Below are 19,652 nucleotides of genomic sequence, written 5' to 3' on the forward strand. Positions count from 1 at the left end.
CCCTCGGCCAAGCCCGTCCCCTCGGCCGAGCGCACGATGCGGGCGACCCAGAACAGACCGGCCCACTCCAGCAGCAGACCGACCGACAGACAGAGGAGACCTGCGGGGGTATGCAGCAGGATCCACAAAGGGTCGGCTTCCATGGCCGCGCCCAGGGCCAGCCCGAAGACCGGCAGCAGAGCGAGCACCAGGGCGGTCGAGCGAGGGCCCGCCAGCTGCGCCCGCAAGTCCTCGCGCTGCTCCCCACGTGAGCGCACCGCTCCGGCAACCTTCTCCAGGCCCTCGGCCAGTCCTGCTCCGCCTTCGACCGCCACCTGCCAGCAGGCCGCAGCCCCGGCAAGCCCCTCCGCACCGGGCAGCAGTGCCGCCTCCCGCAACGCCGCGGGCACATCACCGCCGAATCGGGCCGCCGCGAGCACCGCAGCCCCCGCGTCACCGAAGCTCCGCAGCGCGCCGCGCTCTACGGCGAGCAGCGCACCGTCAGGCTGCCTGCCTGCCCGCAGTTCACCGGCCACCGCCGTGCAGAGCCGGACCACGGCAGTCTCCCTCTCCCGGGCCACCCGCTCCGCAGCCCGCCGCCGCAGCAGGCGACGTACCAGTGGAATCGCGGCAAGTCCGGCCACCAGCGGGATCCAGGACCGCCCCAGCAGCGCCACCAGAAGCCCTCCGGGCAGACACCACCACTCTCGTCCGGCCCGCTCACCCAGTCGTCCGCCGCGCAGCCGGCCCCGCACTGCCGCAGCGGCGCCATGCCACCAGCCGGGCGGTTCGAAGGGCGGCCGCCGGACCGCCGCCTCCCCTCCCGCTGCAAGCAACAGCCTGGCCCGCCGCGTTCCGTCCTGCCGCCCCGTCATCAGCCAGGCCGCCGCCCCGGCGCACACCGCCGCGGCATACGCGGCGTACGCCACCGAGGGCTCCGTCCCGGCCATTACGGCCCCGATCGCCACCGTCATCGAACCCCTGCCCCCTCAGTCCCTGGCCACGGACCTGCCGCCGCACCGGCCGGCCCACCGGACACCGCAGCGGGCCGCCCGTCATCGCCGCCCCTGGCTGCCTCGCCACTTGCCCACAGGCCCACACCGGGCAGGGCCTCGGGGCAGCGCCGCATACACAGCTCCTCCAGTCGGCGCCAGCCTCGTTCGCGGACAAACCCGCTCGCCTCGGCTCCAGCGCCGTGCCGACGTCCGCCCGGCCCGCTCCACACGGCGGCGGGTACGGTCGTCACCAGCCCGGCGGCGTCCCGCTCCAGCACATGGATCTGGGCGATCCGGCGCCTGCCGTCGCGGCCTCGCACCAGATGCACGATCACATCCAGCGCGGCCGCCAACTGGCTGTGCAGCGCCGCCCGATCCAGCCCCGCCGTCGTGCCAAGGGCCTCGAGGCGGGCCGGAACATCTGCGGCGGCGTTCGCATGGACAGTGGAACAGCCGCCCTCATGGCCGGTATTCAAAGCGGCCAGCAGATCCGTGACCTCCGGACCCCTGACCTCGCCCACGACCAGCCTGTCGGGCCGCATGCGCAGTGCCTGCCGGACCAGATCCCGCAACTCCACGCGGCCTGCGCCCTCCTGGTTGGCCGGGCGTGCTTCCAGTCGCACCACGTGGGGGTGGTCGGGCTGCAGTTCCGCCGAGTCCTCGGCGAGGACGATGCGTTCGTCCGGGGCGACCAGGCCCAGCAGTGTGGAGAGCAGCGTCGTCTTGCCGCACCCGGTGCCGCCGCTGACGACGAAGGAGAGACGCGCCTCCAGCACGGCTCGCAGCAGCCGCTCCCCGCCCGGTGGCACCGTCCCGGCGGCGACGAGCTCATCGAGAGCGAACGCCCGGGGGCGTACCACCCGCAGCGACAGGCAGGTGGAGCCCACGGCCACTGGAGGCAGCACCGCGTGCAGCCGGGTGCCGTCCGGAAGCCGGGCGTCGACCCAGGGGCGGGCGTCATCGAGACGGCGCCCCGCCGAGGTCGCCAGCCGCTGTGCGAGCCGGCGGACCGCACCCGCATCGGGGAAGCGCACCGGGGTGAGCTCCAGGCCCTGACCCCTGTCGACCCAGATCTGGTCGGGTGCGGTCACCAGCACATCGGTGACCTCCGGGTCCGCCAGCAGGGGTTCCAGTGGGCCTGCGCCGACCAGTTCGGAGCGCAGGCTCTCCACGACGCCCAGCACCGCACTGTCCCCCATCAGCCGGCCCTGGGCCCGGAGCGCGGCCGCCACCCGGGCGGGGGTCGGCTCGGCCCCGGCCTCGGCGAGGCTGCGCCGTACCGAGTCCAGCAGCCGGGTTCCAGCCCCTGCGGCCCCTCCAGGCTCAGTGGGCCCAAGTGCCGCCGCAGCGCCCCGTGAGCTCTTGTCCGCCCCGCTCACACCGCCACCTCGCCCCTGCTGAGCGCACGCTCCCAGAAGCGCCCGCAGAAGCGGGCCAGCGCGCCGTCCTTCGCGGAGCCGGGTGGCCTGCCACGGTCGATGTCTTCCAGCAGGCCGCGCTCCCAGGGCAGCTCCCCGGCCAGCGGCAGTCCCAGCAGCCGGGCGACCTCCGCGTCGTCCAGCCCCGCGTCGTAGCCGCGAGCGCCGCGCGGGCCGCCGCGAGTCCGCACCACTGCCCGCAGATCGCGGACCACCAGTTGCATCCGGGCTGCCACCCGGTGGGCGGCGGCGACGGCACGCAGCTCGGCGGGTACGACGGCCAGCCCGAGGTCGAGCTGCACCAGCCCTTCCGCGACGGTTTCGTCCACCTGCCGCGGAAGGTCGACGACGACCACGCCGCCGCGCCGCCGCGCGGCTGAGAGCACCGACTTCATGGCGTCGGCCGGTACCAGAGCCCGGTCGCCCCGGTCCCAGCTGAGCAGGCTCAGGCCGTGGGAGCGCGGCAGGGACTCGGCGAGGGCCGCGCTGCCGACCCGGCCCCGGGACTCCGCGAGGTCCGGCCACCGCAGACCCTGCGCCTGCTCCAGGCCCAGCAGGATGTCGAGGCCGCCGCCGAGCGGGTCGGCGTCGATGAGCGTGGTCTGCTCTCCGGCGCGAGCCGCCGTGACCGCCAGGGCACACGCCAGGGTGGAGGCGCCGGCTCCGCCCCGCCCACCGACGACCCCGACGGTCAGCGCCGCCTGGCCGACGCCCTCCAGCGCGTCGGCGATCCGGCCGGTCAGCCAGTTCTCCGCGTCGGGCAGCAGGACCACGCTCTCGGCGCCCACGCGGACTCCGCGCTCCCATACGCCCGGGTCGTCCCAGTCCCGTCCCACCAGCAGCACCCCTGGCCGCCGTGGCACCGTCCCGGCGGTGCCGGGCGCGGCCTGGCCGGGGCCGGGAGCTTCGCCGAAGCCCGAAGCTCGGGCGCAGTCGTCCCCGACGAGCACGAGAGGGGCCCGTTCCCAGGAGGCGGCGCCGCTCCACGACGCCCATCCCGTCCGGCTCGCCGGGCCTCCGTGCGCGACCTGGGGCTCGGTCCCGGCGGCTGCGCACAGTCGCAGTAGGTCATCGAGAAGTTCCTCGTCCTCGGTGACAATCAGAATGTTTTCGGCCATGATCCGGCCCCTCCCCGTCAGTTGGCACTCGCGTCCGCAAACCGCTGCGGACGCCGACGGGATTCACGGTGCAGCGAACCGGAAAAACTTGTTGATCATGGTCGAAAACTGTGGACAACCCAGAGACTGTGAATAACTTGCTCACCCAAACCAGTGACTATCGGAGAGCAGCCTTGCGATTACACACTGTTACTGATCCGGGGAATCCGGGAGTCCGGTCCCCAAAGATCGAAAAAGCCCCGGCCGCTGCGGGCCGAGGCGGAGAAATGCCCCCGGACATGCGACGACCCCCGCCGGGGGGGAGAGCGGGGGTCGTCCCCACGGCCGACTCGGGGGGGGGAGGAGTCGGGCCGGGTTAGCACGGTCGCGAACGATCCGTGACTTCCATGGTGTACCCGAGAGCCTTCTCAGGCAAACCCACGCGCCCCAGAGTACGCCGAATGGTGGGCGCCTATGCTCAGGGGCGTGGAAAATCTCGCGATGCCCCGCACAGCCGCCTTCTTCGATCTGGACAAGACGGTCATTGCGAAGTCGAGCACGCTCACGTTCGGCAAGTCCTTCTACCAGGGTGGCCTGATCAATCGCCGCGCAGTGCTGCGGACTGCCTACGCGCAGTTCGTATATCTCCTCGGAGGTGCCGATCACGACCAGATGGAGCGGATGCGCGAGTACCTCTCAGGACTCGCCCGCGGCTGGGATGTCGAGCAGGTCAGGGAGATCGTCGCGGAGACCATTCACGATTTGATCGACCCCATCATCTACGACGAGGCCGCCTCTCTCATCGAGAAGCACCACCTGGCCGGCCGGGACGTGGTCATCGTCTCCTCTTCGGGCGCCGAGGTGGTCGAGCCGATCGGCCGGATGATCGGTGCCGACCGGGTGGTCGCCACGCGGATGGTCGTCGAGGACGGCCGCTTCACCGGAGAGATCGAGTACTACGCCTACGGGCCGACGAAGGCCGAGGCCATCCGGGAGCTGGCGGAGTCCGAGGGGTACGACCTGGCGCGCTGCTACGCCTACAGCGACTCGGTCACGGACCTGCCGATGCTGGAGACCGTCGGCCATCCGCACGCCGTCAACCCGGACCGGGCGCTGCGCAAGGAAGCACTCGCGCGCGACTGGCCCGTCCTGACGTTCTCCCGCCCCGTCCGGCTCAAGCAGCGCATCCCCTCGCTCTCGATGCCGTCCCGGCCGGCGCTTGCCCTGACAGCTGTCGCGGTGGGAGCCGCCGCGGCGACAGCGGGGTTCGTGTGGTTCAACAACCGCCGCCGACCAGGCCTCCGTCCCTTTTGAGACTCTTCCGCGCTTGACGCCCTGTCCGCTTCGATCCTCTTTTGTGCCGCCACCTTCGCTCCACTTCAATGAGCGATGTCCGGTTCCGCGCCATACGCCCGCAGTTGAGGGCAAAAGTAAAGTTGCGGGTGCAGGACTTCCGCTCAGCTCCGGCACGGAGTACAAAGGAGTTGACGGCCCGCGAGACCAGCGGAATCCGAAAGGAATCCGTTCTACGCAATGGCCCCACGGACCGGATTGCATGAATACCGGGCACCCACGCGACGCAGAGCCCGCGATCGGGCAGGTCCCGTCAGGGAAGGGCAACGACCCACCCTGATGTCCGGACGCATTGTGAAGCACGCACTGGTAACCCGGTGGACATGCCAGTGACGGCCCCGCCCTTGGTGGCGGGGCCGTCACATATGCGCGTCCCTCTCGCTGTCGCACCCTGCTTGCCCTCGGACCGCGTCAAGACCGCGGCTCAGGCCGCGCCCCGCTGCATCGCCTCGCAGACAGCGGTGCTCTCGCGGACGCCGAGCTCGACCGCGCGCCCACAGTGAGCGATCCACTCGCTCATCCCTTCGGGTGTTCCTGAGGCGTAACCGGCCAGGGCGGTCAGATACGCCTCCCGGCCCAGCTCCGCATGGCCCACTTCGGCCGGACAGATGGCCTTGGGGTCGAGCCCGCTGCCGATCAGCACGACGCGCTCCGCGGCCCGCGCGACCTGCCCGTTGTACGAGCCGAACGGGCGCAGCACCTGCAGTTCGCCGTGCACCACCGACGAGGCGACCAGCGCCGGAGCCGAGGTGCTGCCCGCGATGAGCTGCGCAAGGCCGTCCAGCCGGGCCGCGACCTCGTCCGCGCCGGGCAGCTCCAGGCCCAGCTCAGGGCCCTCGACCGGCTCCCCGGGGCGTCGCGGGCGGCCGACGGTGTCCTCGGGCGCCACGCCGCCGGCCGCCACCAGGTGCAGCCGGGCCAGCACGCGCAGCGGTGACTGCTGCCAGATGTCGAGGAGCTGCCCCGCCTCGGCCGTCACCCGCAGCGCCGCACCGACCGTGCGTGCCTCCGGTTCGGCGCCGAAGTCGCTGCGCCGGCGCACCTCTTCGAGCGCCCAGTCGACACCTTCCACGGCGGCCGTGGCACGGGCTCCGCGCAGCGCGGCCTCCGCGCTGACCTCGCTGCTGCGACGGCGCATGATGCGGTGCCCGTAGACCCGGTCCACGGACTTGCGCACGGATTCGACGGCCTCCGGCACGCCCGGCAGCGCGGCGAGAGGGGCCAGCGGGTCGGCCGTGGAGGTGCCGGGCGCCGAAGTCTTCGACCTGTCGCCGTCCTCGGGGCGAGCGGTGCTACTCATGCGTACGACCCTACGCACCCGGCCGGGCGGCCCAACCCCACGATCGAGTGGTCTTCTTCACTCGAGCCGGCCGATCCACTGTCCGCAGCGGCTTACGCTATTGAACATGAAGATCGCTTTCGTAGGGAAGGGCGGCAGCGGCAAGACCACGCTGTCCTCGTTGTTCGTGCGCCATCTCGCTTTCCGGGGCGCACCCGTGGTCGCCGTCGACGCCGATATCAATCAGCACCTGGGTGCGGCGCTGGGCCTGGACGACGCCGAGTCCGCGGCGCTGCCCGCGATGGGCGCGCACCTGCCGCTCATCAAGGATTACCTGCGGGGCAGCAACCCGCGTATCGGCTCCGCCGAGAAGATGATCAAGACGACGCCGCCCGGCGAGGGCTCGCGGCTGCTCCGCCTGCAAGAAGACAACCCGGTTTACGATGCCTGTGCGCGCACTGTCGCACTGGACGGCGGGGGCATCCGGCTGCTGGCCACCGGGCCGTTCACCGAGTCGGATCTGGGAGTGGCCTGCTACCACTCGAAGACGGGCGCTGTGGAACTGCTGTTGAACCATCTCGTCGACGGCCGCGAGGAGTTCCTGGTCGTCGATATGACGGCGGGCAGCGATTCCTTCGCCTCCGGGATGTTCACCCGCTTCGACATGACCTTCCTGGTGGCCGAGCCGACCCGCAAGGGAGTCTCCGTCTACCGGCAGTACAAGGAGTACGCACGGGACTTCGGCGTCCAGCTGAAGGTCGTCGGCAACAAGGTGCAGAGCGCGGACGACATCGACTTCCTGCGCCAGGAGGTGGGCGACGACCTGCTGGAGACCTTCGGCCACTCGGACTGGGTGCACGCCATGGAGAAGGGCCGCCCGCGTCCTTTCGCCGAACTGGAGGAGGACAATTCCCGCTCTCTGGCCACCCTTTACGAGACGGCCGACGCCTCCTATGAACTGCGCGACTGGAGGCGCTACACCCGCCAGATGGTCCACTTCCATCTGCGCAACGCGGAGAGCTGGGGCAACGCCAGGACCGGGACCGACCTCGCGGCCCAGGTGGACCCCTCGTTCGTCCTGCACGAGGATCGGCAGGAGGCTGCGGCGGCCCCCCAGCCCGCCTGACGATCACGGAACAACCGGCGGAGCGGTACGGTCACGCGGCTGCACTCCCCCGTTCCGGGCTGCACGGCCCGGAACGGGGAAGCCGGTTCAGCGGGACTTCGCAGCCCTCGCGTTCGGTGCCGGCGAGTCCCGGGAGAGGAAGGAACGCCAGCCGCCGGCCGGTTTCTCCCCCACCTCCAGGGTGCGCAGCTTGGCGAGCGTGCGCGGGTCCTGTGCGTCCAGCCAGTCGACGAGCTGGCGGAACGACACGCAGCGGACGTCCTTCTTGCGGCAGACGGTCTTCATGACGTCCTCGACGGCGTCCATGTAGATGCCGCCGTTCCAGTCCTCGAAGTGGTTGCCGATGATCAACGGTGCGCGGTTGCCCTCATAGGCGCGCTGGAAGCCCTGCAGCAGGCCGTCGCGCATCTGGCGCTTCCACTCGGGCCGCTTCTCCACCGCACCATCGACGGTTCCGGACTGGTTGGCGAGGAAGTTGTAGTCCATCGACAGCGTCTCGAACCCGCGACCCGGGACGGGTACCTGCTGCAGCGGCACATCCCACAGGCCGTGCCGTTTGTCCGGCCACACCTGGGTGCCGTTGCCACTGGAGTCGTAGCGGAAGCCCAGCTGCCCGGCGGCCTTCAGCAGATTCTCCTGGCCCTCGAGGCAGGGGGTACGGCCGCCGATCAACTCCCGCTCGTAGTCGAACGGGAGGGCTCGGGCCTTCTGCCAGCCCGTCGTCGTCTTCCAGTTCTGGACGAACCAGCGGGCCTGCCTGATCTCGCTCTTCCACTGGTCGACGGACCAGGACTCCACGCCGTCGGGTCCGCAGAAGTGGCCGTTGAAGTGCGTGCCGATCTCGCTCCCGTCCAGCCACGCCTTGCGGACCTGACGGAGCGTGGCCCGCACGTTCTTGTCCTTGAGGTAGCCGATGTCGGATGCGCCCGGCGGGTGACCGGGTGGGGCGTAACGTTTCGCCTCGCCCTCTGGCAGCGCGTAGACGCCGCTGAGGAAGTAGGTCTGCGCCGCGCCGTACTTCTTGCCCGCCTTGCGGAAGCGGGAGAAGAGCTTCTTGCCGTCCTCGCCGGCGCCGTCCCAGGAGAAGACGACGAACTGCGGCGGCTTCTTGCCGGGCGTCAGCCGGCGCGGGGTCGGCTGGAAGGGCTGGCGCCCCGTCAGCGAGGTCGATCCGTCCCCCAGGAGCTGGACCTTGCCCTGGGGTCCCGCCTGCGGCGCTCCGCCGGACGACTCCTCCGGTCTTCGCGCACCGTCGCCGCCCGAGCATCCGCCGACGGCCAGGGACAGCGCCAGCGCCGCCAGGACCGCGGTGGTGAGAGCGGATCTTCTTCGCGTGGCTGCCATCGGCTCACCTCGTCCTCTCGCCTTGTCTCGTCGGTCTCCGAGCGGGACCGGCGCTGCCACGCGGACAAAAGTGACACGAGACGTTAATAAGACAAATAGGACAAGCGGCTTTTCAGGCGCCGTTCACTCGATGGGTGGAACGCGGGCGGCCAGAACCCACTCCGAACTTCGCCAAGGCTTTACTTGGCATTACTCTTCTTTTACTTCCGCCTGGAAGTAACCAGACGATCACGCACGGTGCCGACCTCGGGAGGAGGCGCGATGTCCCAACGCACCCCGGTGCGCAGCCGTCCGGCCGTACGCGCGGACCGCTCCAATGCACGTCAGCGCTGGTCGGCGGAGCTTTCCGCGTCCGTCACGGTCTTCCTGATCGCGCTCCCGCTCTCCCTCGGTATCGCGCTGGCCGCAGGTGCCCCGCTCCAGTCAGGGCTGGTGGCAGCAGCCGTGGGCGGTCTGGTCTGCGGTTGGCTCGGCGGTGCCCCGTTGCAGATCACCGGCCCCGCTGCGGGGCTGACCGTCATCACGGCCGAGCTGATCCAGGAGTACGGCTGGCAGACCACCTGCGGGATCACCGTCCTCGCGGGCGTCGCCCAGCTCGGGCTCGGCTTCCTGCGGGTGGCGCGCTCCGCCCTCGCCGTGAGCCCGGCCGTCGTGCACGGGATGCTGGCGGGGATCGGCGGCACCATCGCGCTGGCCCAACTCCATGTGATGCTCGGCGGCGCTCCCGACAGCTCGCCGCTCACCAACGCGCTGGAGCTGCCGGGACGGATCATCTCGGTCCAGCCCGCAGCGCTCTCCGTCAGCGCGCTGACCGTCGTGGTGCTGCTGGCCTGGCCCTTGCTGAAGGAGCGTGGCGGGCCGCTCGGCGCGGTCATCGGGAGAGTGCCGGCCGCGCTCGCGGCAGTCGGCCTGGCCACCCTCGCCGCTGTGTCGGCCGATGCGCGGCTTCCCCGGGTGGACCTCCCTTCCTGGCGCTCGCACGCACTGCCCGAGCTGCCGGAAGGGCCGGTGCTCGGGTTGGGAACGGCAGTGCTGACGCTGGCTCTGGTCGCCAGCGTGCAGGCGCTGTTGTCCGCCGTCGCGGCCGACAAGCTCGCGGCCGGGCGGAGCACCGGAAAAGAAGGTGTGCCGCGCAGCGACCTGGACCGGGAGCTGCGGGCACACGGCGTGGCGAACGCGGTCTCGGGAGCGCTGGGCGGGCTGCCCGTCACCGGGGTCGCGGTGCGCAGCGCGGCGAACATCGCCGCGGGCGCCACCAGCCGGAACTCGGCGCTGTTGCAGGGGGTGTGGGTGCTGCTGGCGGCCGGGCTTCTGGTTGAGGTGCTGGAGCTGATCCCCCTGGCGGCGCTGGGGGCGCTGGTGATGGTCGTGGGGGTACGGATGATCAGCCCTGGCCGGATCAGAACCGTGGCACGGCACCGAGAGGCGCTGGTGTTCGGCACAACGGCGGTGGGGGTCGTGCTGCTGGGCGTGCTGGAGGGGGTCGGTCTGGGGATCGCCATGGCGGTGGCCGTCGCGCTGCACCGGCTGGCGGGGGCACGGGTCTTTGTGGAGCACGACGCAGGCAGCGAGTGCGCGCCTCGCCCGGACGGGGGCTACCGGGTGGTGGTGCGGGGGCAGTTGACGTTTCTGGCCGTGCCCCGGCTGAGCCGGGCGCTCGCCCAGGTCCCCGAGGGGGCGAGAGCAGTGGTGGAACTGGAGGGATCTTTCATGGACCATGCGGCGTTCGAGGCGCTGGAGGACTGGCGGGCCGCCCATACGGCCACGGGGGGCGAGGCGGAGGTCAGCAGCCGCGCCGGGCAGGAGATCGGTGAGCCCTCGACAGCGCACACCTGTTCGCCGTGGACGCCCTGGCGCAACCACCAGTGCACGCGCCCGCCCGCCGACGGGACCGCGAGCTCGCACGACAGTCCTGCCGCCGGCGACGGCGCGTATGGCGACAGAACGCATAGCGGCGGTCGCCCCATGGACGGCGCCCATGGTGGCGGCAACCCCGGCGACAGCCCGCTCAGCGACGGCACCCAGCACGGCAACGGCACCCCGCACGGCGAAAGCCGCCCACACGGCAACGGCGCCCCGCACGACAACAGCACCCCCGATTCCGGGCCCGCCGCCCAGGAGCTGGGCCCGCCGAACGCAAGCGTCTCCGCGCGGAGCAGGCACCGCGCACAGACACAGACCCCTACACAGACCCAGACACATACACAGACCCGGGCACGGCGCGGGCAACTGCTGGGCGGGGTGCGCAACTTCCAGCGCACCACGGCTCCGCTGGTCCGCGACGAGCTGGCGCGGCTGGCCCGGGAGGGTCAGCGGCCCTCCCAGCTCTTCCTCGCCTGCGCCGACTCCCGCCTGGTCACCAGCATGATCACCTCCAGCGGCCCCGGCGACCTGTTCACCGTCCGCAATGTGGGCAATCTGGTTCCGCCGCCCGGCGAGGAGAGCGGCGACCAGTCGGTGGCGGCGGCGATCGAGTACGCCGTCGATGTGCTCCGGGTCGAATCGGTGACCGTATGCGGGCACTCGGGGTGTGGTGCGATGCAGGCGCTGCACAGCGGGTCAGCGGCGGGACAGGGGGCCGGCGAGGCTGCGGCTGAGACCCCGCTCGGCCGCTGGCTGCGGCACGCCAGGCCCACCCTGGAACGGCTCCGCACTGCCGCGGAGGCAACCCCGCGGCTGGCGGAGCGGGAGACGGCGGACGCGCTGGAGGCGCTCTGTCTCACCAACGTCGTCCAGCAGTTGGAGCATCTGGCAGCGCACAAGTGCGTGGCCCGGCGGCTGCGTGAGGGGACGCTGGAGTTGCACGGCATGTATTTCGACGTGGGCGAGGCCCAGACCTATGTGCTGGACACGGCGGTCAACGGCGTTCGGGGGGCCGAGCCGGTGTTCGCCGCGGTGAGACCCGACCCGGTGGTCTCGTGACAGACGGCGGCTGACCCGGGACCCGGCACCGGCCAACTGAGCCCCGGAACCAACCATCAGTTCACCGGATCAACCCCCAGTTCGCCGGATCAACCCCGGGTCGCCGAACCGTCGGCAAGCCGCAGGGCCACCGAGACGCCTTGGGCGGTCGTTTCAGTGGGCGGGGAGCCGCGATCAAGTGCCGCAGTGGCGCTTCCCGGTGCGCAGGAGCGCCACACTGGTAAGTGCGGCAGAACGACACGCAATGACTCCCTGATTGCCGCTGTACCCAGCAGGGTCCGAGGTGCCAGGATCGCCTGGGGGTTGACCGGGCTCCCGCGATCACTAAGCATGCCAGTACAGGTATTGGTCTACACCACTTGCCGACGGGAGCCGACATGAACGAGAGTCCTTCCCTCTCCAACCTGCTGAAGGAGGAGCGGCGGTTCGCCCCGCCCGCCGAGCTGGCCGCCAACGCCAATGTCACCGCTGCGGCGTACGAGCAGGCCAAGGCCGACCGGCTGGGTTTCTGGGCGGAGCAGGCGCGGCGGCTGAGTTGGGGGACCGAGCCGACCGAGACCCTGGACTGGTCGAACCCGCCGTTCGCCAAGTGGTTCAAGGACGGCAAGCTCAACGTCGCCTACAACTGCGTGGACCGCCACGTGGAGGCAGGCCGTGGCAACCGCGTCGCCATCAACTTCGAGGGCGAGCCCGGTGACACCCGTACGCTGACCTACGCCGACCTCCAGCGGGAGGTCTCGCAGGCCGCCAACGCGCTGACGGAGCTGGGTGTGCAGGCGGGCGACCGGGTCGCCATCTACATGCCGATGATTCCGGAGACGGTCGTCGCGATGCTGGCGTGCGCGCGCATCGGGGCGCCGCACTCGGTCGTCTTCGGCGGCTTCTCGGCGGACGCGCTGGCGACCCGTATCGAGGACGCGGACGCGCGCGTCGTCATCACCGCCGACGGCGGCTACCGCAAGGGAGCCCCGTCCGCGCTCAAGCCGGCCGTCGACGAGGCGCTGACCCGTCCTGGCACCGAGAAGGTCCGCAACGTACTGGTGGTGAAGCGGACCGGCCAGGAGGACATCTCCTGGAACGAGGAGCGCGACCTGTGGTGGCACGAGGTGGTCGGCCGCCAGTCCGAGCAGCACACGCCGCAGGACTTCGACGCGGAGCACCCGCTGTTCATCCTGTACACCTCCGGCACCACGGGTAAGCCGAAAGGCATCCTGCACACCACCGGTGGCTACCTCACACAGGTCGCCTACACCCACCACGCGGTCTTCGACCTCAAGCCGGAGACCGATGTCTTCTGGTGCACCGCGGACGTCGGCTGGGTGACCGGGCACTCGTACATCGTCTACGGCCCGCTCGCCAACGGCGCGACCGAAGTGCTCTACGAGGGAACTCCCGACTCGCCGCACAAGGGCCGCTGGTGGGAGATCGTGCAGAAGTACAAGGTCTCCCTCCTCTACACCGCGCCGACCGCGATCCGCGCGAGCATGAAGTGGGGCGACGACATCCCCGCCAAGTTCGACATGTCCTCGCTGCGCATCCTGGGTTCGGTGGGCGAGCCCATCAACCCCGAGGCGTGGGTCTGGTATCGGCACCACATCGGCGGCGACCGCACCCCCGTGGTGGACACCTGGTGGCAGACGGAGACGGGCGGCATCATGATCAGCCCGCTGCCGTGCGTGACCGAGGCCAAGCCGGGCTCGGCCCAGGTGCCGCTGCCGGGCATCGCGGCGACGGTCGTGGACGACGAGGCCAACGAGGTGCCCAACGGCGCCGGCGGCTACCTCGTGCTGACCGAGCCGTGGCCGTCGATGCTGCGCACCATCTGGGGCGACGACCAGCGCTTCCTGGACACCTACTGGTCGCGGTTCGAGGGCAGGTACTTCGCGGGCGACGGCGCCAAGAAGGACGAGGACGGCGATGTCTGGCTGCTCGGCCGGGTGGACGATGTGATGCTCGTCTCCGGGCACAACATCTCCACCACCGAGGTCGAGTCGGCGCTGGTCTCGCACCCCAAGGTGGCCGAGGCCGCGGTCGTGGGCGCGACCGACCCGCAGACGACACAGGCCATCTGCGCGTTCGTCATTCTGCGCGGCGGGGCGGACGAGGACGAAGCGCTGGTCGAGGAGCTGCGGGCACACGTCGCCAAGCAGCTCGGCCCGATCGCCAAGCCGAAGCGCATCCTGCCGGTCGCCGAGCTGCCGAAGACGCGCTCCGGCAAGATCATGCGCCGGCTGCTGCGGGACGTGGCGGAGAACCGGACGCTGGGTGACACCCAGACCCTCACCGACTCCTCCGTGATGGAGCTCATCCAGTCCAAGCTGCCGAGCGCACCCAGCGAGGACTGAGCCGGGCGCCCGGGCACCGCCCGGGCAACCGGGGCAGGGGGCGTCCGGCAGCGCGCCGGGTGCCCCCTCACTCGTATTGGTTACCCTTTGGGGAGCGAGTAAAGAAAACACCAAGAACCGTGGGCGAGCCGGGAAGTCTGGTCGGCACACACCACAGGTGTGTCCGTGCCACTCCGGGAGGCCCAGCCATGGCTCCGCCGCACGCCCCGCCCCACCGCGACAGCGACAGCGACAACCGCCGCCGTTCCGTCTTCCTCGACAGGCTCCCGCTCGGCGAGCGCCGCTTCCTCGCGGACGCGCTGCGTACCGAAACCGTCGGCGGCACCCTGCTGCTGGCCGCCGCTGTGATCGCCCTGCTGCTCGCCAACACCGGTGCGAGCAGCCTCTACGACGACGTCAAGGACTTCCACTTCGGCCCCGAGGCGCTCCATCTGCACCTCTCGGTCGCCGACTGGGCCAAGGACGGCCTGCTCACCCTCTTCTTCTTCGTCGCGGGCATCGAGCTCAAGCGGGAGCTGGTCGCGGGTGAGCTGCGCGATCCGCGGGCCGCCGCGCTGCCGATCGTCTCGGCGGTGTGCGGTATGGCCGTCCCGGCGCTGGTCTATGTGGCCTTCGCGGCCGGTGGCGGCGGCGAGCTGGGCGGCTGGGCGATCCCGATGGCGACGGACATCGCGTTCGCGCTGGGGGTGCTGGCCGTGCTCGGCACCGGGCTGCCCTCCGCGCTGCGGGCGTTTCTGCTGACCCTGGCCGTCGTCGACGACCTGGGCGCCATCGTGATCATCGCCGTCTTCTACTCGGCGGGCATCAGCTTCGGGGCGCTGGCCGGCGCGGTCGCCGGGCTGGCGGTCTTCTGGTTCCTGCACCACCGGGGCGTGCGCGGCTGGTACGTGTATGTGCCGCTCGCCCTCGTCATATGGGCGCTGATGCACGCCAGTGGGGTGCACGCCACCGTCGCCGGGGTCGCGATGGGGCTGATGCTGCGCTGCACGCCGCGGCCGGGCGAGGAGGCGGGGAGCTCGCCGGCCGCGCATATCGAGCATCTGGTCAGGCCGCTCTCGGCGGGGCTGGCCGTGCCGGTCTTCGCGCTGTTCGCCGCAGGGGTGACCGTCTCCGGCGGGGCGCTGAGAGATGTGTTCAGCCAGCCGGAGACGCTGGGCGTGGTGTTCGGCCTGCTGGCGGGCAAGACGCTCGGCGTGTTCGGCGGGGCCTGGGCCGCGGTGCGCTTCACCAAGGCGGAGCTGAACCGGGAGCTGGGCTGGGCCGACGTACTGGCCATCGCGGCGCTGTCCGGCATCGGCTTCACCGTCTCGCTGCTGATCAGCGAACTGGCCTTCGCCGGCGATGCCGTACTCGCCGACGAGGCCAAGGCGGCGGTGCTGATCGGCTCGCTGCTGGCCGCGGTGTTCGCCGGGATCGTGCTCAAAGTGCGGGCCCGTACGTACCGTTCGCTGGTGGAGGCCGAGGACAGGGACGAGGACGGCGACGGCATCCCCGACGTCTACGAGGAGGACAACCCCCGGTTCCATCTGCGGATGGCGGCGCTCTACGAGGCGAAGGCGGCCGAACACCGCAGGCTCGCCGAGGTGGCCACTCGCCACGACGTGACGGACGATGGTCCGGCATGATCTGAGCCTGACCGGCTACCAGTCGGTCACCAGGGGAAGCCCGACCGAGGCCCGACGGCCGGGGAAAGCCCGGTCCCGCACCGTTGCGGGGCCTCACTACCGCGAGGGAGAGACAGCGATGAGCGCAGCCGACGACGGCCGCAGCCTCGGCCAGTTGGTCGCAGCGGCCACTGCCGAGATGTCCGCACTGGTGCACGACGAGATCGCGCTGGCAAAGGCCGAGCTGCGGCAGGACGTCAAGCGCGGTGTGCTGGGCAGCGGTGCGGCCTTGTTCGCCGGGGCCCTGCTGCTCTTCGCGCTGCCCGTGCTGAGCTTCGCCGCCGCCTACGGCATCCACAACCTGGGGCTCGGTCTCGCCTGGTCCTTCCTGATCGTCGGCGGCGCCTTCATCGCTCTCGCGCTGCTTCTGCTGCTGCTGGCGCTGGCCAAGTTCAAGAAGGTCTCCAAGAGCAAGAGCCCGCAGAAGTCGATGGCCTCCGCCAAGCAGAGCGCGGCCGTCCTCTCGTACGCCAAGCCGCACCCGCGCGCCGCGGAGGACGGCGGCAAGGAGCGCCCGCAGCTGCAGGGTGTGACACGCTCGTCCGTATGACGCTCGCAGACTCTCCCGCGGCCGTGATCCGTCCCGAGGGCCCCTGGACGCACCGGGACGTGGCCGCCAATGGGGCGCGGTTCCACATCGCCGAGATGGGCGAGGGTCCGCTTGTGCTGCTGCTGCACGGTTTTCCGCAGTACTGGTGGGCTTGGCGGCACCAGCTGCCCGCACTGGCCGAGGCCGGCTACCGGGCCGTGGCCATGGATCTGCGCGGGGTGGGCGGCAGCGACCGTACGCCACGCGGCTACGACCCGGCCAACCTCGCGCTCGATGTGACCGGTGTCATCCGCTCGCTGGGCGAGCCCGACGCGGCACTGGTCGGGCACGACCTGGGCGGCTACCTGGCGTGGACGGCCGCGGCGATGCGGCCCAAGCTGATCCGCCGCCTCGTCGTCGTCTCGATGCCGCACCCCCGCCGCTGGCGGGCCGCCATGCTGGGTGACGTACGGCAGACGGCGGCCAGCTCCTACATCTGGGGGTTCCAGCGCCCGTGGCTGCCCGAGCGGCAACTCGTGGCGGACGACGGTGCGCTGGTGGAACGGCTGGTCAGGGACTGGGCAGGCCCCAAACCGCCCGGCCCGGCCGAAGAGGCGCCAGGACCCGCCGGCGCCGTGGGCGACCTGGCGGTGGAGAACTACCGGCGCGCGATGTGCGTACCCTCCACGGCGCACTGTTCGGTGGAGCCGTACCGGTGGCTGGTGCGATCGCTGGCGCGGCCGGACGGGATGCAGTTCTACCGCCGGATGAAGCGACCCGTCCGGGTGCCGACGTTGCATCTGCACGGTTCGCTCGATCCGGTGATGCGTACGCGCAGCGCCGCGGGTTCGGGCGAGTACGTCGAAGCCCCGTACCGCTGGCGGCTCTTCGACGGGCTGGGGCACTGGCCGCACGAGGAGGACCCGGAGACCTTCACCTCCGAACTGGCCCACTGGCTCAGCGACCCGGAGCCGGACCGCTGACCGACGGCTCCGTACATCTGCCTCCGTACATCTGCTCGACAGCCCGGTACATGTGCCCCGCGCATAGGCCGATTGTGGCGGCCGGGGGCGATTACTGACCTTGAGGCAGGGGCAAGGACCCTGGTATGGGGTTGACGCACGACTTCCGTGACGTGGCACGTAACCGCAGCCTTCCGAGGGACCCGCGCGGCCAGGCTTCCCCGCGCGCCACGGCCCGGCTGCATCCCTCCGACGCGGAGCTGGGCATCCCCCGCATTCTGCGTCGCCGCGCACGCTGGGTCGGCGCCAGACTGCGGCACAACCGCTCCTGAGCCTCTGAGCCCGGAGGGGCACCCGGTCGCTCACGGCCGCCCGCCCGGCCCCGGCGCCCGGCCCGGCCCTGCCGCTCGGCCATCCGCCCCGGACTCGTCAGATCGCGCAGCCCTGGCTGTTGACCGTCCGATGGGCCGTGCGTCCGCGGGTGATGTCCTTGCGCACCTCGTCGGCGCTGAGTGCGTATCCGGTGCGGTTGTCGTCCAGCGACTTGGCGAAGATCACGCCGTAGACGCGGCCGTTCGGGGTGAGCAGCGGGCCGCCGGAGTTGCCCTGCCGGATCATGGTGTAGAGCGAGTAGACGTCCCGGCTGACGGTGCCCCGGTGGTAGATGTCGGGGCCGTTGGCCTGGATACGGCCGCGGACGCGGGCCGAGCGGACGTCGAAGCCGCCGTTCTCCGGGAAACCGGCCACGATCGCGCCGTCGCCGCTCTTCGCGTCCTGCTCGGCGAAGCGCAGCGCGGGCGCCTTCAGCCCGGGGACGTCGAGAACGGCGATGTCGCGCTTCCAGTCGTAGAGCACGACGCGCGCGAGACGGCGCTGCCCCTCGCCGCCGACCTGCACGGTCGGGTGGCGTACGCCGCCGACGACGTGCGCGTTCGTCATCACCCTGCCCCGCGAGAAGACGAACCCGGTGCCCTCCAGCTCCTTTCCGCAACTGGGTGCCGTGCCCACGACCTTGACGATGCTGCGCTTGGCGCGCTCGGCGACGGGGCTGCCCGCCAGTCGGGGGTCGGGGGGCGGCACTTCGCGGATCGGCTCATTGGAGAAGGGCGCGAAGACCTGCGGGTAGCCGTTCTCGGCCAGTACGGAGGAGAAGTCCGCGAACCACGCGTTGACCTGCTGGGGCATCACCCGCGAGACGCCGAGCAGGACGTTGGAGCTGCGCACTTCCCGGCCGAGCGTCGGCAGCGACGTACCCGCCAGCGCGGAGCCGATCAGCCAGGCGACGACGAGCATGGCGAGGACGTTGACGAGGGCGCCCCCCGTCGCGTCCAGGGCCCGAGCGGGCGACCAGGTGATGTACTGCCGCAGCTTGTTGCCCAGGTGGGTGGTGAGGGCCTGGCCGACCGAGGCGCAGATGATCACCAGGATCACGGCGCCGACCGCAGGCCCCGTCCCCGGCCGGTCGCCCCCCGTGAACTCGTCCCACAGCAGCGGCAGAACGAGCAGCGCGACCAGGCCGCCCCCGAGGAACCCGAGGACCGACAGGATGCCGACGACGAAGCCCTGGCGGTAGCCGACGATCGCGAACCACACGGCAGCCACGACCAGCAGTACGTCCAGCACGTTCACCGAATCAGCCTCGCCTCGGGTCCATCTCCGCAGTAGTCCACTCCCCGCCCCCGGCGGCGCGCCGCATGCGGTCGGCGTCCGCGCCGGTTACGGGCGGCCGCCCGTAAGGGGCTGCCCAGAAGAGCGGAAGAGACACCGTCTCATGAGGGCGCGGGTGTGAGGGTCACGCCTGGCTCCGCTCCGGTCGACGGGAAGAGCATGCGAGTCACCGCTCCGGTCGACGGGGAGGGTCACGCGTGCCAGTCGAGTGGGACCCTGCGGTCGCGGTCCCAGGGCAGCTCCCAGCCCGCGTAGTGCAGGATGCGGTCGATCAGGCCGGCGGTGAACCCCCACACCAGCGCCGAGCCCACCATGAAGGCGGGCCCCACATGTCCGGCCGGGTGCACGGCCATGGCGCGGTTGGCCGGGTCGGTGAGGTCCGAGACGGGAACCATGAACACGCGGGCCGTCTCCGCCGGATCCACCGGCGCCACCGGCGTGGGCCTACGCCACCAGCCGAGCACCGGTGTGACGACGAAACCGCTCACAGGGATGTAGAGGCTGGGCAGTACGGCGAACACCTGTACGCCCGAGGGGTCGAGCCCCGTCTCCTCCTCGGCCTCGCGCAGCGCGGCCCGCAGTCTGCCGTCGCCCTCCGGATCACCGTCCTCCGGATCGAGCGCCCCGCCGGGGAAGGAGGGCTGCCCCGCGTGCGAGCGCAGGCTGGAGGCGCGCTCCATCAGCAGCAGTTCGGGGCCGTGCGGGCCCTCGCCGAAGAGCACCAGGACGGCGGAGGGCCGGCCTCCGCCGTCGCGCGGCGGAAGAAATCGGCTGAGCTGGCCCGCCTCGACGGTCTCCGCAGCGTCCCGCACCGGAACGAGCCATTCCGGCAGCCCCTCACCGCTGACCTCGACCGGTACGGAGGCCGCGCGCGCGTCCGCCGACCGGTCCGAGGACTGTCCGGCACGCGTCACCGGGCCGCTCCGGTTCCGGTCGCGGGGTCAGCGGCCGGGTCGCGGGAGGGCAGGGGC

The 19,652-nt window shown here is 71.3% G+C and carries 15 protein-coding genes; 8 read left to right on the plus strand and 7 right to left on the minus strand.

The window, feature by feature from the left end:
• From ITI46_RS24235 to ssd, 3 genes are all read right to left on the minus strand, one after another.
• A partial coding sequence (locus ITI46_RS24235; RefSeq protein WP_209241860.1) for a type II secretion system F family protein occupies positions 1–929 on the minus strand: 929 nt, incomplete at its 3' end.
• Positions 930–949: 20 nt separating this feature from the next.
• Positions 950–2,353: a TadA family conjugal transfer-associated ATPase gene (locus tag ITI46_RS24240; RefSeq protein WP_372452061.1), complete on the minus strand. Its 1,404-nt coding sequence runs from the start codon at positions 2,351–2,353 to the stop codon at positions 950–952.
• Entirely contained in the window at positions 2,350–3,510 is a 1,161-nt protein-coding gene (ssd, locus tag ITI46_RS24245; protein ID WP_209241847.1) for a septum site-determining protein Ssd, read from the minus strand. Before ssd ends, ITI46_RS24240 begins: the two co-directional genes overlap by 4 nt.
• Before the next feature lie 453 nt (positions 3,511–3,963).
• Here ssd and ITI46_RS24250 point away from each other — a divergent pair, with 453 nt between their 5' ends.
• Positions 3,964–4,803: an HAD family hydrolase gene (locus tag ITI46_RS24250; RefSeq protein WP_209241848.1), complete on the plus strand. Its 840-nt coding sequence runs from the start codon at positions 3,964–3,966 to the stop codon at positions 4,801–4,803.
• Between the two features lie 463 nt (positions 4,804–5,266).
• Here the strand turns inward: ITI46_RS24250 and ITI46_RS24255 are convergent, their stop codons facing one another.
• Complete coding sequence (locus ITI46_RS24255; protein WP_209241849.1) at positions 5,267–6,142, minus strand: Fic family protein; 876 nt, start codon at positions 6,140–6,142, stop codon at positions 5,267–5,269.
• A 106-nt stretch (positions 6,143–6,248) separates the two neighbouring features.
• On the opposite strand from ITI46_RS24255, the gene ITI46_RS24260 reads away from it, so the two are divergent.
• The gene (locus tag ITI46_RS24260) at positions 6,249–7,247 is read left to right on the plus strand and encodes an ATP-binding protein (RefSeq protein ID WP_209241850.1); all 999 of its coding nucleotides are present in this window, start codon (positions 6,249–6,251) and stop codon (positions 7,245–7,247) included.
• An 87-nt stretch (positions 7,248–7,334) separates the two neighbouring features.
• Here the strand turns inward: ITI46_RS24260 and ITI46_RS24265 are convergent, their stop codons facing one another.
• Positions 7,335–8,591, minus strand: a complete 1,257-nt coding sequence (locus tag ITI46_RS24265; protein ID WP_209241851.1) for a polysaccharide deacetylase family protein — start codon at positions 8,589–8,591, stop codon at positions 7,335–7,337.
• A gap of 261 nt (positions 8,592–8,852) precedes the next feature.
• Here ITI46_RS24265 and ITI46_RS24270 point away from each other — a divergent pair, with 261 nt between their 5' ends.
• From ITI46_RS24270 to ITI46_RS24295, 6 genes are all read left to right on the plus strand, one after another.
• Positions 8,853–11,513, plus strand: a complete 2,661-nt coding sequence (locus ITI46_RS24270; RefSeq protein ID WP_209241852.1) for a bifunctional SulP family inorganic anion transporter/carbonic anhydrase — start codon at positions 8,853–8,855, stop codon at positions 11,511–11,513.
• A gap of 377 nt (positions 11,514–11,890) precedes the next feature.
• Positions 11,891–13,858: an acetate--CoA ligase gene (gene acs, locus ITI46_RS24275; RefSeq protein ID WP_209241853.1), complete on the plus strand. Its 1,968-nt coding sequence runs from the start codon at positions 11,891–11,893 to the stop codon at positions 13,856–13,858.
• 188 nt (positions 13,859–14,046) lie between these two features.
• On the plus strand, positions 14,047–15,483 hold the full coding sequence (gene nhaA, locus ITI46_RS24280) for a Na+/H+ antiporter NhaA (RefSeq protein ID WP_209241854.1): 1,437 nt from the start codon (positions 14,047–14,049) through the stop codon (positions 15,481–15,483).
• Positions 15,484–15,601: 118 nt separating this feature from the next.
• Positions 15,602–16,072, plus strand: a complete 471-nt coding sequence (locus tag ITI46_RS24285; RefSeq protein WP_209241855.1) for a phage holin family protein — start codon at positions 15,602–15,604, stop codon at positions 16,070–16,072.
• Positions 16,069–17,034 (plus strand): alpha/beta fold hydrolase, encoded by a 966-nt coding sequence (locus ITI46_RS24290; protein ID WP_209241856.1) that lies wholly within the window; start codon positions 16,069–16,071, stop codon positions 17,032–17,034. The genes ITI46_RS24285 and ITI46_RS24290 overlap by 4 nt, the downstream gene beginning before the upstream one ends.
• 125 nt (positions 17,035–17,159) lie before the next feature.
• Positions 17,160–17,345: a hypothetical protein gene (locus ITI46_RS24295; RefSeq protein ID WP_209241857.1), complete on the plus strand. Its 186-nt coding sequence runs from the start codon at positions 17,160–17,162 to the stop codon at positions 17,343–17,345.
• Positions 17,346–17,442: 97 nt separating this feature from the next.
• Here ITI46_RS24295 and ITI46_RS24300 read toward each other — a convergent pair whose 3' ends face one another.
• Complete coding sequence (locus tag ITI46_RS24300) at positions 17,443–18,642, minus strand: MarP family serine protease (protein WP_209241858.1); 1,200 nt, start codon at positions 18,640–18,642, stop codon at positions 17,443–17,445.
• 230 nt (positions 18,643–18,872) lie between these two features.
• Positions 18,873–19,595 (minus strand): NUDIX hydrolase, encoded by a 723-nt coding sequence (locus tag ITI46_RS24305; RefSeq protein WP_209241859.1) that lies wholly within the window; start codon positions 19,593–19,595, stop codon positions 18,873–18,875.
• Positions 19,596–19,652: the final 57 nt, after the last annotated feature.

This window comes from Streptomyces oryzae (assembly GCF_017676365.1).
Taxonomy (GTDB): Bacteria; Actinomycetota; Actinomycetes; order Streptomycetales; family Streptomycetaceae; genus Streptomyces; species Streptomyces oryzae.

What these genes read in the sequence shown, in the direction of transcription:
- ssd (WP_209241847.1), bottom strand. Translation starts at nt 3,510, where the DNA reads ATGGCCGAAAACATTCTGATTGTCACCGAGGACGAGGAACTTCTCGAT.
- ITI46_RS24250 (WP_209241848.1), top strand. Translation starts at nt 3,964, where the DNA reads ATGCTCAGGGGCGTGGAAAATCTCGCGATGCCCCGCACAGCCGCCTTC.
- ITI46_RS24255 (WP_209241849.1), bottom strand. Translation starts at nt 6,142, where the DNA reads ATGAGTAGCACCGCTCGCCCCGAGGACGGCGACAGGTCGAAGACTTCG.
- ITI46_RS24260 (WP_209241850.1), top strand. Translation starts at nt 6,249, where the DNA reads ATGAAGATCGCTTTCGTAGGGAAGGGCGGCAGCGGCAAGACCACGCTG.
- ITI46_RS24265 (WP_209241851.1), bottom strand. Translation starts at nt 8,591, where the DNA reads ATGGCAGCCACGCGAAGAAGATCCGCTCTCACCACCGCGGTCCTGGCG.
- ITI46_RS24270 (WP_209241852.1), top strand. Translation starts at nt 8,853, where the DNA reads ATGTCCCAACGCACCCCGGTGCGCAGCCGTCCGGCCGTACGCGCGGAC.
- acs (WP_209241853.1), top strand. Translation starts at nt 11,891, where the DNA reads ATGAACGAGAGTCCTTCCCTCTCCAACCTGCTGAAGGAGGAGCGGCGG.
- nhaA (WP_209241854.1), top strand. Translation starts at nt 14,047, where the DNA reads ATGGCTCCGCCGCACGCCCCGCCCCACCGCGACAGCGACAGCGACAAC.
- ITI46_RS24285 (WP_209241855.1), top strand. Translation starts at nt 15,602, where the DNA reads ATGAGCGCAGCCGACGACGGCCGCAGCCTCGGCCAGTTGGTCGCAGCG.
- ITI46_RS24290 (WP_209241856.1), top strand. Translation starts at nt 16,069, where the DNA reads ATGACGCTCGCAGACTCTCCCGCGGCCGTGATCCGTCCCGAGGGCCCC.
- ITI46_RS24295 (WP_209241857.1), top strand. Translation starts at nt 17,160, where the DNA reads ATGGGGTTGACGCACGACTTCCGTGACGTGGCACGTAACCGCAGCCTT.